The organism is Aquabacterium sp. A7-Y, assembly GCF_026153205.1.
In the GTDB taxonomy this organism is placed as follows: domain Bacteria; phylum Pseudomonadota; class Gammaproteobacteria; order Burkholderiales; family Burkholderiaceae_C; genus Caldimonas.
On record NZ_JAPFBW010000012.1, the window covers coordinates 167,304 to 180,416 of the forward strand.

The window sequence follows — 13,113 nt, forward strand, 5'->3', positions numbered from 1 at the left end:
CAAACCGCGTGCCGCCTCCAGCGCCCCACTTCCCGCCCCGCAGCCGGTCGCTTCTGCCTGTGGCGTCGGCAAGCTTTACCCGCGTGATCTCCAAGAGCCGCGGACTGAGGTTCTTTCACATCCGCTCACAGGCCGGTCCACAATAGTGGCAACATCGAGGCGTCCATCATGCTCATCGACTTCTTCTTCACACTGCGCAGCGCGCGGCTGCCCGTATCGATCAAGGAATACCTGACCCTGCTCGAAGCCATCAAGAGCGGCGTGATCGACGACGAGGGCGGCCCCACGATCGACAAGTTCTACTACCTGGCGCGCACGTCGCTGGTGAAGGACGAAGCCAACTTCGACAAGTTCGACCGCGCCTTCGGCTCCTATTTCAAGGGGGTGGAGATGCTCACCGACTTCGGCAAGGACATCCCGCTCGAATGGCTGCAGAAGCGTCTCGAGCTGGACCTGAGCCCCGAGGAGAAGGCACAGATCGAGAAGCTCGGCTGGGACGAGCTGATGAAACGCCTGGCCGAGCTGTTCGAGAAACAGAAGGAGCGCCACGAAGGCGGCAGCCGCTACATCGGCACCGGCGGCACCTCGCCCTTCGGCGCCTACGGCTACAACCCCGAGGGCATCCGCGTCGGCCAGGACCGCTCGCGCAACCGCAGCGCGATCAAGGTCTGGGACCAGCGCCAGTTCAAGGACTACGACGACACCCTGGAGCTCGGCACGCGCAACATCAAGGTCGCGCTGCGCCGGCTGCGGCGTTTCGCCCGCGAGGGCGCGCACGAGGAGCTCGACCTCGACGACACCATCCGCGCCACGGCGGCCAATGCCGGCTGGCTGGACCTGAAGATGGTGCCCGAGCGCCACAACAACGTGAAGGTGCTGCTGCTGATGGACGTCGGCGGCACCATGGACGAGCACATCCACCGGGTCGAGGAGCTGTTCAGCGCCGCCAAGGCCGAGTTCAAGCACCTGGAGTTCTACTACTTCCACAACTGCGTCTACGACTACCTGTGGAAAAACAACCGGCGCCGCTACAGCGAGAAGTTCCCGACCTGGGACGTGATCCGCAAGTACAACAAGGACTACAAGCTGATCTTCGTCGGCGACGCGACGATGAGCCCCTATGAAATCCTGCAGCCGGGCGGCAGCGTCGAGTACAACAACGAGGAGCCGGGCGCCGAATGGCTGCAGCGGCTCACGCAGGCCTTCCCCAAGTTCGCCTGGATCAACCCCGAGCCGCAAGGCGTGTGGGGCTACCGCCAGTCCATCTCGCTGATCCAGCAGCTGGTCAACCAGCGCATGTTCCCGCTGACCCTCTCGGGTCTCGAAGGAGCGATGCGGCTGCTGAGCAAATAAGCCCGGCCGCGGCATGGAAGCGCGCCGCCTGGGGGCCAGGCTCTGCATCTGGCTGATGGCGCTGGGCTCGCTTCCGGCCCTGCCCTTCGGTGCGGCCGCCCAGTCCTTGCCGGAGGACGGCGACAGCGAGGCCACCGCCCCGCCGCCGGCACCCGCCGCTTCCGCGCCGTCCCCCACCGAGACCGGTACCACCCGTCAGGGCACCGCCTACCGGCTGCGCATCGAGGGCCCGCGCGAGCTGGCCGCCCTGCTGGAGCGCCACCTCGACCTGTCGCGCTTCCGCAGCGAACGCGACATCACCGAGGTGGAGGTCGGCCGCCTGATGAGTGCCACGCCGGCCCAGGCCCGTGCGCTGCTGGAGACCGAAGGGTATTTCGCCGCGGACGTGAAGGTGGCGCGCCAGCTCTCCCCGGATCCCGGCAAGCCCTCGTTGATCACGGTGAGCATCACGCCGGGCCCGCGCGCGACGGTGGACCGGGTCACCCTGGAAATCCAGGGGCACTTCCAGGAGGCCCTCGAGGCCGAGGACCCGCGCACCGTGCGCCGCGAACGCGGCCTGCGCAACCGCTGGCCGCTCAAGCCCGGCGCGGTCTTCACCCAGGCGGCCTGGACCAGTGCCAAAAACGGCCTGCTGACCAGCCTGCGCGGCGAGGCCTACCCCACCGCGACCTATGCCGGCACGGTGGCCCAGGTCGATGCGACCACCCACACCGTGCGCATCTTCGTGGTGGCCGACAGCGGGCCGCAGTTCCGTGTCGGCGAGATCAAGGTCGAAGGCGTGGAGCGCACCACCGAGGAGGCGGTGCGCAACCTGGCCCCCTTCGACCTCGGTGACGTCTTCACCGAGAAGATGCTGCTGGACTACCAGGAGACCTTGCAGAAGTCCGGCCTCTACGACGGCGTCGCAGTCGAACTCGACCCTGACGTCACCCGCCCCGAGCGGGCACCCATCGTGGCGCGCGTGCGCGAGGCCAAACTCAAGTCGGCCACCGTGAGCGTGGGTTTCAGCAGCAACACCGGCCCGCGCGTGGGCCTGGAGTTCACGCACCGCCGGCCCTTCGGCCAGGAGTGGGTGGCCGGCACCAAGCTGCTCTACGGCCGCGATGAGCGCATCGCCAAACTGGACCTGCTCTCCTATCCCAAGCCCGAGGGCTACCGCAACCTGGTCTCGATCGGCAGCGAATACCTCGCGGCCGGCGGCGCGACCACCTTGACGCAGCGCCTGCGCTACGGCCGCACCCAGGACACCGAGCGGGTCGACCGGCTCTACTACCTCGAGTACAACCGCACCTCGGTGGACATCGGCGGCGACACCCGCATCGACACCGCGATCTGGGGCAACTACGAGTGGACCCGCCGTGAGGTCAACAACGTGCTGTTCCCGACCCGCGGCTGGATCCTGACCGCCCACGCGGGCTCCGGCATCGCGCACGACGCCGAGAACGACCGCGGCCCCTTCGGCCGCCTGTATGCACGCGGCAGCTACTACCACCCGCTGGGCCAGCGCCGCGTGCTGCAGCTGCGCCTCGAAGCCGGCCAGGTGATCAAGCGCGACACGCTCAATGTGCCGGACACCTTGCTGTTCCGTGCCGGCGGCGACGACTCGGTGCGCGGCTACGGCTACCGCACCCTGGGGCCCGTACGCCAGGATGAGGTGGTCGGCGGCCCGGTGCTGCTGGCCGGATCGGCCGAGCTGATGTGGCCGCTGTCGCAGCGTTTGCGCGACTGGTATGGCGCGGTTTTCGTCGACGCCGGCAACGCCGCCAACGAGTGGGGCGACTGGGACGCGGCGCGCGGCTACGGCTTCGGCGTGCGCTGGCGCAGCCCCATCGGCCCGCTGAAGGCCGACCTGGCCTATGGGCAGGCCACCGGCAAGCTGCGTTTGCACGTCAGCGTGGGGGCGAGCTTCTGATGGCCACCTCGGAGCAGCGCACCGAAGCCTCCTTCGGCGCCGACAGCGGTCCTGCCGCCCCCGGCCCACCGCGGCGCCGCCGCGCCTGGCGCCTGGGCCTGCTCGGCCTGGCGCTGCTGCTGCTCGCCCTGCTGGCCGCGCTGGCCGCCGGCGCCCGCTGGATCGCCGCCACCGAGTCCGGCACCCGCTGGGCTCTCACCCAGCTCGCCGCCCGCCTGCCCGGCTTTGTCGCGCAAGAGCCGCGCGGCGCCTTGCTGGGCGACTTCAGCGTTGCCCGGCTCAGCGTGCCCGCGGGCGGCGGCCGCATCGTGCTCGACCGGCTGCACTGGAAACAGCTGCGGCTGGAGGCGCTGCACTGGCGCGCCCCCTATGTCGAGCTGGCGGCCGACGCGCTGACGCTGCAGCGGCTGGAAGTGCGCAGCGGCCCCAAGCCGCCCGAACCCAAACCCGCGAGCCCGCCGCTCACCTCGCTGCGCCTGCCGGTGGCGCTGCAGCTGCCGACGCTGCGCATCGGCGAGATCGTCTTCGACGCCCACCCGGTGCCGGTCACCGGCGTGCAGCTCACCGGCGTGCGCCTGGGCAGTGACCAGGAGATCGCGACGCTGGCCGCCGCGTGGAACGGCCTCGCCGTCAGCGGCGGACTGAAGCTGCAAGGCGCGGCACCGATGCAGCTCGATGCCAAGCTGGTGGTGCGCAGCGACCCGGCCGCGGCCAAGGCAGCACCACCCGCTCCAGCCTCCGCCGCCCAGGCCGCCGCGCCGCTGGTGCCGGCCTGGGCGCGCGATGTGCAGGTCGAGCTCGACGCTCATGGACCGCTGGCCCGCTTCGCGGCCGCCCTGGTCCTGCGCATGCAGGACCAGTCCCTGCAGGCCCGGGCGCAGGTCACGCCCTTCGAGCCGCTGCCGCTGGCGCTGCTCGACGCCCGCTTCGAACGCCTGGACCTGGCGCGTCTGCTGGCGCCCGTCACCCCCACCGCACCGTCGACCTTGCTCAGCGGCAGCGCTGCCATCGCGCTGAGCCGGGCCCCGGGCCAGGACGGCAGCCGCCCGCTGGGCATCGCGATCGATCTCGCCAACGGCGAGCCCGGCCGCTGGGACGCCAAGCGCCTGCCGCTGAAGCAGGCGCAGATCCGCGCCCACGGCGAAGGCCGCCGCTGGACCCTGACCCAGGCCGAGCTGCAGGTCGCCAGTGGCGCCGATACCGCAGGCGGCCGCATCATCGCCAACGGCCGCTGGAACGACGGCAAGGCCGACCTGAACGCACGCCTGGAAGCGCTGCTGCTCGACGCCCTCGACGGCCGTCTGGCGCCGATGCGCCTGAGCGGACCGCTGGATCTCGCCGTGACGCCGCCTGCGGCGGCCACGCCGGCACCGGCGGACGCCGCCTCCGCACCTGCCTTCGCCGAGGCCCGCCTGCAGGCGGACCTCACCGGCGCCCTGGCCGAGCGAGGCCGCGCCGGCGCCCCGCACGCGCTGGCGCAGCAGCCGGTGCAGCTCAAGCTGCAAGCGCAGGCGACGCCCCGGCTGTGGCGGCTCGACGCATTGCACGCCCGCTCCGGCAACACACGCCTGAGCGCCAAGGGCCGGGCCGAGCAAGGCAGCGACGCCGGCTGGAAAGTCCAGGGCGACCTGGAGCTGCAGTCCTTCAATCCCTCGCTGTGGCTGCCCGGGCCGCCCGACTCAGCCTGGCGCCGCGCGCAGCATCAGCTCAACGGCGGCGCCCAGCTGCAGGCCAGCTTGCCGCCCGGTGCCGGCGACGCGGCCGCCGTGCTGCGCCAGCTGCGCGGCCAGCTGGACGCCGAGCTGAAGGACAGCGTGCTGGCCGGCCAGCCGCTGGAGCTGGACCTGCAGGCCAAGGCCGACGGTGCCGGTCGCATCGACGCCCGCAGCGAACTGCTCGCCGGCGGCAACACCGCCCGGCTGGCGGCCTTGCTGCGGGTGCCGGCCGCGGGCCGCCCGGCGGCCGTCGACGATCACCTCGAGCTGCACCTGGATGCGCCCACCTTGCAGCGCCTCGCCCCGCTGGCCCAGGCCCTCAACCTCGGCCCGCTGCAGGGCAGCGCCAAGCTGGAGGCCCGTGCGCAGGGGCCGCTGGGCGGCTGGGTCGCCACAGCGGCGGCGCCGCGCCCCGAGGCCAACCCGGCCAACGGCCGGCAGAACGGGGGCAAGAACGGCGCCAAAACCCCGTCCAAACCGCCCGCCGGGCAGGCCAGCTCGCCGCTGCCCGTGCTGCCGCCGCTGAGCACCGAAGGCAGGGTGCAGATCGCCGACCTGCAGTTCGGCGACACCGCACTGGCGCGCCTGCAGGGGCAGTGGAAGGCGAGCACCGCGACACAGGCGCCGATGTCCGCCGAACTGCTCGCCGAACAGCTGAAGCTCGGCGCGGCGCTGCAGGTGCCGCAGGCCCGGCTGCAGGCCGACGGTCACAGCGGCCAGCACCGCCTGCAGCTCGACGCCGAGTTGCAGCCCGGCGCGCGCCAGCAGGCCGCGGCTCAGGCCAACGTGACGCCGGCGGGCAGCACCCGCGTGCCGGCGCCGCTGGTGCTCGTGACCCGCATTTCAGGCGGCCTGATCCCGGGACAAGGCGCCCCCGGCGGCTGGCGCGGCAGCCTCGAGGAGCTGTCGCTGCGGCCCACCGAGACCGCCACCGGCCCGCTGGCCGGACCGGACCGGCTGCCGCTGCTCGTCGTGCGCAACGTCGGCATCGAGTGGCAGCGCGGCCCGACCGCGCAATGGGCGCAACTGCAGCCCGGCCAAGCCGAGGTGCTCGGCGCCGTGCTGCGCTGGAGCGAGGCGCGCTGGCACCAGGGCGAAGGCCGGCGCGAGCTGGCGCTCGAGGCCCAGGTCGACCCGGTCGCGATCGCACCGCTGCTGCTGCGCGCCCAGCCCGACTACGGCTGGGCCGGCGACCTCAAGGTCGGCGCCCGGGTGTCGGTGCGCGCGGCGCCCGAGCTGACCGCGAACGTCGAGATCGCGCGCGCGGGCGGCGACCTGCAGATCAACGAATACGGCGTCGTACAGTCCCTCGGCCTGAGCGAGCTGCGGCTGCGGCTGGAAGCCGCGGGCGGCGTGTGGCGCTTCAGCGAGGTGGTTGCGGGCAACAACCTCGGTCGGGTCGCCGGCGAGCAGACCGTGCGCACCGCCCCGACCCGCTGGTGGCCGGAGCCCGAGGCCGACATCGACGGCAAGGTCGAGGTGCGGGTCGAGAACCTCTCGACCTGGGGCGCCTGGGTACCGGCCGGCTGGCGCCTGGGGGGGCAGCTGGACGGGCGAGTCCATCTCTCGGGCGACTTCGGCGCGCCCGACCTGCTCGGCGAACTGCACGGCCAGCAGCTCACCGCCCGCAACACGCTGCAGGGCGTGGCACTGCGGGACGGTGTCGTCAACATCAGCTTCCAGGGCGACAGCGCGCGCATCGAGACCTTCCGCTTCGCGGCCGGTGACGGCAGCGCGGAGCTGAGCGGCGGCGCCCGCCTGGGCGAGCAGCCGCAGGCCGAGCTGCGCCTGGTGGCCAGCCGCTTCGGCCTCTTGAACCGGGTCGACCGCCGCGCCACGGTCAGCGGCGAGGCGGACGTGCGCCTCAACCGGGAGCAGCTGCAGGTGACGGGGCGCTTCCGCGCCGACGAAGGCGTGGTGGACATCAGCCAGGCCGATGCACCGGCGCTGGCGGAGGACGTGGTGGTGCGTCGCCCGGGCGACGCACCGGTCCAGGACGGCGAGGAGCCCAACGGCAAGCCGCCCGCCACGCGGGCCATGGACCTGGACGTGACGGTCAACCTGGGTGAACGCTTCCGCCTCAAAGGCCGCGGCATCGACACGCGGCTGACCGGCGAGCTGCGCTTCACTTCGCCGCGCGGACGCCTGGCCGCCCACGGCGAGATCGCGGCACAGGACGGCAAGTACGAGGCCTACGGGCAGGAGATGACCATCGAGCGCGGCGTCTTCACCTTCGTTGGCGAGATCGGCAACCCGCGCCTGGACATCGTCGCGGTGCGGCCCAACCTCGACGTGCGCGTCGGCGTGACCGTCAGCGGCAGCGCGCTGGCGCCGCGGGTGCGCCTGTTCTCCGACCCGGCCCTGCCGCCCACCGAGACCCTGGCCCTGCTCATCACCGGCCGCAGCTACGACACGCTGGAAGGCAACCAGACCCTGCTGCTGCAGCGCGCCGCGATGGCCCTGCTGGCCGGCGAAGGCGGGGGCGACGAGGGCATCATGAGCCGCATCCCGCTGGATGAACTGTCGGTGCGCCAGACCGAGGGCGCAGTGCCGGAGACCGTGGTGACCATCGGCAAGCAGATCTCCGAGCGCGTCTACGTGGGTTACGAACGCGGGCTGAGCGCGGCCGCCGGCTCCTGGCAGCTGATCTACCGGATCGCCCAGCGCTTCACCTTGCGGGCGCAGACCGGCGACGATGAAGCCGTCGACCTGGTGTGGCTGTTCAAGTGGAACTGAGGCGGCCGCGGCCCCTTTCCTGAAGCCGCCACAACAGCCGGTCGACCGACCAGCGCCCCGGCCCCCACAAGGCCAGGCCGACCAGCAGGCTGCCCCAGAACAGGTGCTGCTGGGCCGCGGCCTCGGCCAGCTCCGCGAGACTCAGCACCGCCACCGCATTGACCACGAAGAGGCCCAGCGCCGCGAAGCGCCCGCCCAGGCCCAGCACCAGCAGCACCGGCAGGACCAGCTCGCCGGCGGTGCCGAGCCAGGCCGCCACCTCGGGGGGCAGCACGGGCACGTGGTATTCGTCGCTGAACAAGGCGAGCGTGATCTCCCAGTCGCGCAGCTTGCTCAGGCCCGACAGGAAAAAGACCCGCGCGACATAGAGGCGCGCGGCCAGCTGGGCGGCCGGCTGCAGGGCTTCGAGCGCGCCCACCGCGCGGCCCCAGGCATGGGTCGCACGATCCAGGAAAACCGTGTTCATTGCTTCTCTCCTCGTGAGGTCTCGATCGATACGGAGGCCGCCTGCGCTTTCACGAGCTCGGCCCGCCACAGCCAGCCACGGCGCACCGCCTCGGCCAGCCAGGCGGCCAGGTCGAAGTCCGCGCCGTCGCGGCGATCCAGCGCGCAGTCCAGCGGCAGGCCCTGCAGCAGGTCCTGCATCCAGGCGCCGGTCGCAAGGCTCACGGGCTCGACCTCGACGCGCCAGCCGCGCCGGTACACCACCGCCACCTCGCCCTGCCCTTGCGCCAGCTGCCCGGGCAAGGCATCGAGCGCCGCTGCGTGCCCGCGCTCCAGCGCGCGATGCGCCTGCCAGATCGACACGATGGGCCAGGCGGATGCCAGCACTGCGATGCCGGGGCGCAGGCGCAGCTGCAACTCGTGCGGCTCGCAGGTGTTCAGTGCCTCGAGCGACGCCAGATCGGCCTCGGCGTCCGCGGCGCGCGCCGCGCGGTGCACCGCCCAGTCGAGGCGGGCGCAATCGGCCAGATAGGGCCAGCGGTGCAGTGACGCACTGTCTTCGACGAGCCCGGGGAGGCTGTCGCCGTATTCGCCCAGGTCGCCCCGCTCGGGCGGCTGCCGGTGCCAGGCGCAGGCCGCGAGGATCTCGAAGTCCGCCTCGCCCAGCATGGCCTTCAGCGTGGGGAACGCCACTCCCAGGGCCCGGGCGGCACTGGCCGACGCATTCGCGCGGTAGGCGGCCAGCCCGCGCTGCCCGTCCCGGCGCAGGCATTCCTGCATGGAACCGGCGTCCGCCTCGCGCAGCACCGCCTGCACCAGCCGCTGCTGCCGCAGGCGCTCGCGTTCGATGGGTGTCATGCCGCAGCCCTCCAGGTGTGTGCCGCAAGGATCGCCCGCGAGCGCCGCGCCTCGTCGAGCAGCACCGCCAGGGGCGGCAAAGCGCTGTCCCACTCGATCAAGGTCGGCACCGGGCCCAGGCGGTGGAGAGACCATTCATAAACCCGCCAGAGCGCCTTGCAGACGGGGCTGCCATGGTCGTCGATGACGATGTCGTCCAGCACCTGATGACCGGCCAGGTGGATCTCGCCGACGATGCCGGCGTCCAGCGCATCGACGAAGGCACAACAGTGGGCGACCGGATCCGCCTCGCCCGCGTTGAGCGCGTTGACCATCAGGTTGTTCAGGTCGAGCAACAGCCCGCAGCCGGCACGCCGGCACAAGCTGTTGAAAAACGCCGCCTCGTCCATCTCGTCGTCGAACCCGGCCAGGTAGGCCGACAGGTTCTCGACCAGCAGCGGCCGCTTCAGCCGCTCCTGCACCTGCTGCACATGGGTCTCGAAGATTTGCAGCGAGGCCTCGGTGAAGGCCGCCGGCAGCAGGTCGTTGAGATGCACCGTCGCCGCGGAGGGGCCGCGTCGGGCCCGCGCGAAGCTCGCATGGTCGGAGACCCGCGCCGGTTCGATGCGTTCGACCAGCCGCGCCAGCCGGTCGAGGTGCCAGGGGTCCAGCCCGTCGGCCGAGCCGAGCGACAGGCCCACGCCGTGCAGGCTCACGGGGTAGAGCTCGCGTGCCGAGGCCAGCACCGCCAGCGCGGCGCCGCCGTCGGCGAAAAAGTTCTCCGAATGGACCTCGATGAAACCGAGGGGCGGGCGCTGCTCCAGCACCTCGTCGTAGTGCGGCTGGCGCAGACCGATGCCGGTCCACACGGTCGCGGCCGCGTCGCGGGGGCTGCCAGGCTGCATGTCCGCCCCCTCGCCTTACTTCTTGGCCTTGACCTTGGCGGCTTCGGCGCTTTGGCCCCCCATCTTCTCGCAGGTGCCCTTGGCCACGTACTTCCACTCGCCCGGCTCCATATCGGCCTTGGCCTGGCCGGCGCAGGAGTGCGTGCCAGCGAGGTTGGCGCAGTCGTTCTGCCCGGCCTTGGCGATGCCGTAGCACTTCTCCTTGCCCTGGCCGTCGGCAGCCGAGACGGTCGAGGCCGCGGAGGCAAGGCCCAGCGCCATGACCGAGGCAAGGGCGGAACGCAGCAGTTGTTGGTGGGTGGTGCTCATGAAAACTCTCCTTGAGGGGGTGTAAAGACAAATCGGTGGATATGCCGCAGCGCCCGCAGTCGTGATGCCGCTGCATGACAGGCGCGTTGACCTCCGTCTGTCGCGCCGGGGGCCGAAGTCCTTACACTCCGGGTCGGGCTTTTCTTGTATCCCTCTGCAAAGACACGCTTTGAACTCACCCCACGACTTCGCCGGCGAGGTGCAGGCCTTGCGCCCGGAGCTGCTGCGCTTCGCGCGCCTGCAGCTGCGCAACGACACCTGGGCCGAGGACGCGGTGTCCGAGACGCTGCTCGCCGCGCTGGAGAAGCCCGCCGCCTTCAGCGGCCGGGCGCGGCTCAAGACCTGGCTGGTGGGCATCCTCAAGCACAAGGTGATCGACCAGCTGCGCCGCCATGCGCGCGAGTGCGCCTGGGAACATCCCGAGGACGAAGGCAGCGACGAGATCGAAGCCGCGCTGTTCATGCCCGACGGGCACTACCGGGAGGCGCCGCAGGACTGGGGCGACCCCGAGCTCGTGCTCAAGCAGCGCCAGTTCATCGAAGTGATGGAGGCCTGCGTCGAGCGGCTGCCGGCCCAGCTGGGCCGGGTGTTCCTGCTGCGCGAGTGGCTGGAGCTGGACAGCGACGAGATCTGTAAGGAACTGGGCATCACGCCGACCAACCTGTGGGTGATCTTGCATCGCGCCCGCATGCGCCTGCGCGAATGCCTGCAGATGAACTGGTTCGACCCCACCGAGAAGGACCCGAGGTGAAGCTGAAACACTACCCGCTGCGCCGCACCTGCCGCGAGGTGGCCCGCCTGATCCTGCAGAAGCAGGACCGCGCCCTGCCCTGGCGGGAAGCCCTGGCACTGCGCCTGCACCTCAGGATCTGCCAGGCCTGCCCCCGCTTCGAGAAACAGGTGAGGCTGATGCAGCGGGGCATGGAACAGTGGCGGGCGTACCGGGAGGAGGAGGGCGAGCCGAAAGCGTGAAGCGGTTTTCGGTAGAGCTTCACGTTGCAGCTCACGCTCGATCACGACATCGAACAGGCGCGTCAGGTCCTGAACGGCCTCAGGAGTCAGACGCACCCCACAGCTCATACGTTCAGGCGGTCCGCCGCTTCTTGGCATCCTGCAAGCGCCGCTCGAGGTCTGCCACCACCGACTCGGCATCCCGATCGAGGCCCGCTACGGCAGCCGGAGGTGCTCGACCAAGTGGGAAGCGACCAGCGAGACGCGTCGCAGATGGCGCGACTCGGGGTGCGTCAGCAACCACAGCGGCGACTCGGCCTCATCGAGCGGCTCCGACACCCGCCGCAGCTCGCGACGGGCCTCGGCCAGGAACAAGGGCAGCACGCCGACGCCCAGCCCTGCCGCCACCGCATCCAGCACCGACACAATGCTGCTGACACGCAGCTGCGGCTGCACCCGCGGCAGGTGGCGCCGGCGCCATTGCACGGAAGGATGCTCGGGCAAGGCCTCGTCGACCGCCACCCAGGGCAGGGCCTGCGTGACAACGTCGTCGAGCGTCTTGGCCTTGTTGGCGCGCCGTGGCACATAGAGCGCCACCCGGACCGGGCCGAGCGGTCGCGCGACCAGATGCTGCGGCGGCCGTTTCGTCACACGCAGCGCGATGTCGGCGTCGCGACGCGTCAAGCTCGCCAGCTCATTGCTCGCACTCAACTCGAGCTGCAGCAGGGGATGGACCGGGCTCAGCCCGCGCAAGGCCGGCAGCAGCAGGCCCTGCAGCACGGAATCGGTGGTGCTGATGCGCACCAGACCGCTCACCTCGCCGGGCGCCTGCTGCAGCGCCTCGCGCACCGCTTCGAGCTCGGCCTCGATGCGCTCGCCGTGGCGGGCCAGCAGCGCGCCGAGTTCGGTGGTCCGGTAGCCGGCACGCGAGCGCTCGAAGAGGCGTTGGCCGAGCCGCTTCTCCAGGCGCTGCACGGCCCGGAACACCGTCGACGCATCCACGCCGAGACGCAGGCCAGCCTCGCTCAAGGTGCCGGCCCGGTCCAGCGCGAGCACGACCGCCAGGTCCGGTGCAGCGACCTCGGCAGGCGCCTCCTGAGCTTGCGTTGATGCAATATTCATTTGCCTCAGTGCCTATTTTCATTGCGCTTCTGCAATTCTAGAGTGCGGGCCTTGTCCCAACGAGAAGGCACCGCGGCCATGAACTCACCCACCCTCACCCTCGTCAGCCACGCGCTGTGCCCCTATGTCCAACGCGTCGCCATCGCATTGACCGAGAAGGGCCTGCCCTTCGAGCGCATCACCATCGACCTCGCCGACAAGCCCGCCTGGTTCACCGCGCTCTCGCCCACTGGCAAGGTGCCGCTGCTTCGCGTCGCCCGCCCGGACGGCAGCGAGGCCGTGCTGTTCGAGAGCAGCGTGATCTGCGAGTACATCGAGGAGACCGCGGCGGGTCCGGCCCTGCACCCCACCGACCCGCTGGAGCGCGCGCAGCACCGCGCCTGGATGGAGTACGGCTCGGCCATCCTGGCCGACCTGTGGGGCCTGGAGACCGCCCGGGACCGCACTGCCTACGACCAACGCCGCCAGGCCTTGGCCTGGAAGTTCGCGCGTGTCGAAGCCGCACTAGACAGCGCAGGCCCCTACTTCGCCGGCGACCGCTTCTGCCTCGTGGACGCGGTGTTCGGTCCGGTCTTCCGCTATTTCGACGTCTTCGACACCTTGACCGACACCGGCGTGTTCGACGGCCTAGGCAAGGCCCAGGCGTGGCGTCGGGCGCTCGCCGCACGGCCCAGCGTACGCGATGCGGCGGCGCCCGACTATGCCGGCCGGCTCTTGCGCTTCCTCGAGGAGCACGACGCCTTCCTGCTGACTCGACCAGGGCGCGCCGCCTGAACAGCGTGCCCGCCGGGCACCCCCAAAGGGGGAGGCGGCGGTGCAGGCCGGCGCC

11 protein-coding genes are annotated in these 13,113 nt (G+C 71.2%); 6 read left to right on the top strand and 5 right to left on the bottom strand.

The features are described 5' to 3' along the window. Positions 1-168 precede the first annotated feature (168 nt). Genes OOT46_RS13220 through OOT46_RS13230 form a run of 3 tightly spaced genes read left to right on the top strand, consistent with a single transcriptional unit; the run spans position 169 to position 7,716 of the window. The gene (locus tag OOT46_RS13220) at positions 169-1,353 is read left to right on the top strand and encodes a vWA domain-containing protein (RefSeq protein ID WP_265404074.1); all 1,185 of its coding nucleotides are present in this window, start codon (positions 169-171) and stop codon (positions 1,351-1,353) included. A gap of 13 nt (positions 1,354-1,366) precedes the next feature. Beyond that, complete coding sequence (locus OOT46_RS13225) at positions 1,367-3,265, top strand: autotransporter assembly complex protein TamA (RefSeq protein ID WP_265404075.1); 1,899 nt, start codon at positions 1,367-1,369, stop codon at positions 3,263-3,265. Beyond that, positions 3,265-7,716 carry a translocation/assembly module TamB domain-containing protein gene (locus tag OOT46_RS13230; RefSeq protein ID WP_265404076.1) on the top strand — a complete coding sequence of 1,484 codons (4,452 nt, stop codon included), beginning with the start codon at positions 3,265-3,267 and terminating at the stop codon, positions 7,714-7,716. The genes OOT46_RS13225 and OOT46_RS13230 overlap by 1 nt, the downstream gene beginning before the upstream one ends. Here the strand turns inward: OOT46_RS13230 and OOT46_RS13235 are convergent. The 4 genes from OOT46_RS13235 to OOT46_RS13250 are packed head-to-tail and all read right to left on the bottom strand — an operon-like array spanning position 7,703 to position 10,211. Then, positions 7,703-8,182: a DoxX family protein gene (locus OOT46_RS13235; protein WP_265404077.1), complete on the bottom strand. Its 480-nt coding sequence runs from the start codon at positions 8,180-8,182 to the stop codon at positions 7,703-7,705. The genes OOT46_RS13230 and OOT46_RS13235 overlap by 14 nt on opposite strands. After that, positions 8,179-9,018 (bottom strand): putative DNA-binding domain-containing protein, encoded by an 840-nt coding sequence (locus OOT46_RS13240; protein WP_265404078.1) that lies wholly within the window; start codon positions 9,016-9,018, stop codon positions 8,179-8,181. The genes OOT46_RS13235 and OOT46_RS13240 overlap by 4 nt, the downstream gene beginning before the upstream one ends. Then, the gene (locus OOT46_RS13245; RefSeq protein ID WP_265404079.1) at positions 9,015-9,902 is read right to left on the bottom strand and encodes a DUF692 domain-containing protein; all 888 of its coding nucleotides are present in this window, start codon (positions 9,900-9,902) and stop codon (positions 9,015-9,017) included. Before OOT46_RS13245 ends, OOT46_RS13240 begins: the two co-directional genes overlap by 4 nt. A 15-nt stretch (positions 9,903-9,917) precedes the next feature. Then, positions 9,918-10,211: a DUF2282 domain-containing protein gene (locus tag OOT46_RS13250; protein WP_265404080.1), complete on the bottom strand. Its 294-nt coding sequence runs from the start codon at positions 10,209-10,211 to the stop codon at positions 9,918-9,920. 169 nt (positions 10,212-10,380) lie between these two features. On the opposite strand from OOT46_RS13250, the gene OOT46_RS13255 reads away from it, so the two are divergent. Together OOT46_RS13255 and OOT46_RS13260 are read left to right on the top strand one after the other, a co-directional pair. Next, complete coding sequence (locus OOT46_RS13255; RefSeq protein ID WP_265404081.1) at positions 10,381-10,962, top strand: sigma-70 family RNA polymerase sigma factor; 582 nt, start codon at positions 10,381-10,383, stop codon at positions 10,960-10,962. Next, positions 10,959-11,183: a zf-HC2 domain-containing protein gene (locus OOT46_RS13260; protein ID WP_265404082.1), complete on the top strand. Its 225-nt coding sequence runs from the start codon at positions 10,959-10,961 to the stop codon at positions 11,181-11,183. The genes OOT46_RS13255 and OOT46_RS13260 overlap by 4 nt, the downstream gene beginning before the upstream one ends. Positions 11,184-11,378: 195 nt before the next feature. Here the strand turns inward: OOT46_RS13260 and OOT46_RS13265 are convergent, their stop codons facing one another. Then, the gene (locus tag OOT46_RS13265; protein WP_265404083.1) at positions 11,379-12,284 is read right to left on the bottom strand and encodes a LysR family transcriptional regulator; all 906 of its coding nucleotides are present in this window, start codon (positions 12,282-12,284) and stop codon (positions 11,379-11,381) included. A 78-nt stretch (positions 12,285-12,362) separates the two neighbouring features. On the opposite strand from OOT46_RS13265, the gene OOT46_RS13270 reads away from it, so the two are divergent. Continuing rightward, complete coding sequence (locus tag OOT46_RS13270; RefSeq protein WP_265404084.1) at positions 12,363-13,058, top strand: glutathione S-transferase family protein; 696 nt, start codon at positions 12,363-12,365, stop codon at positions 13,056-13,058. Positions 13,059-13,113: the final 55 nt, after the last annotated feature.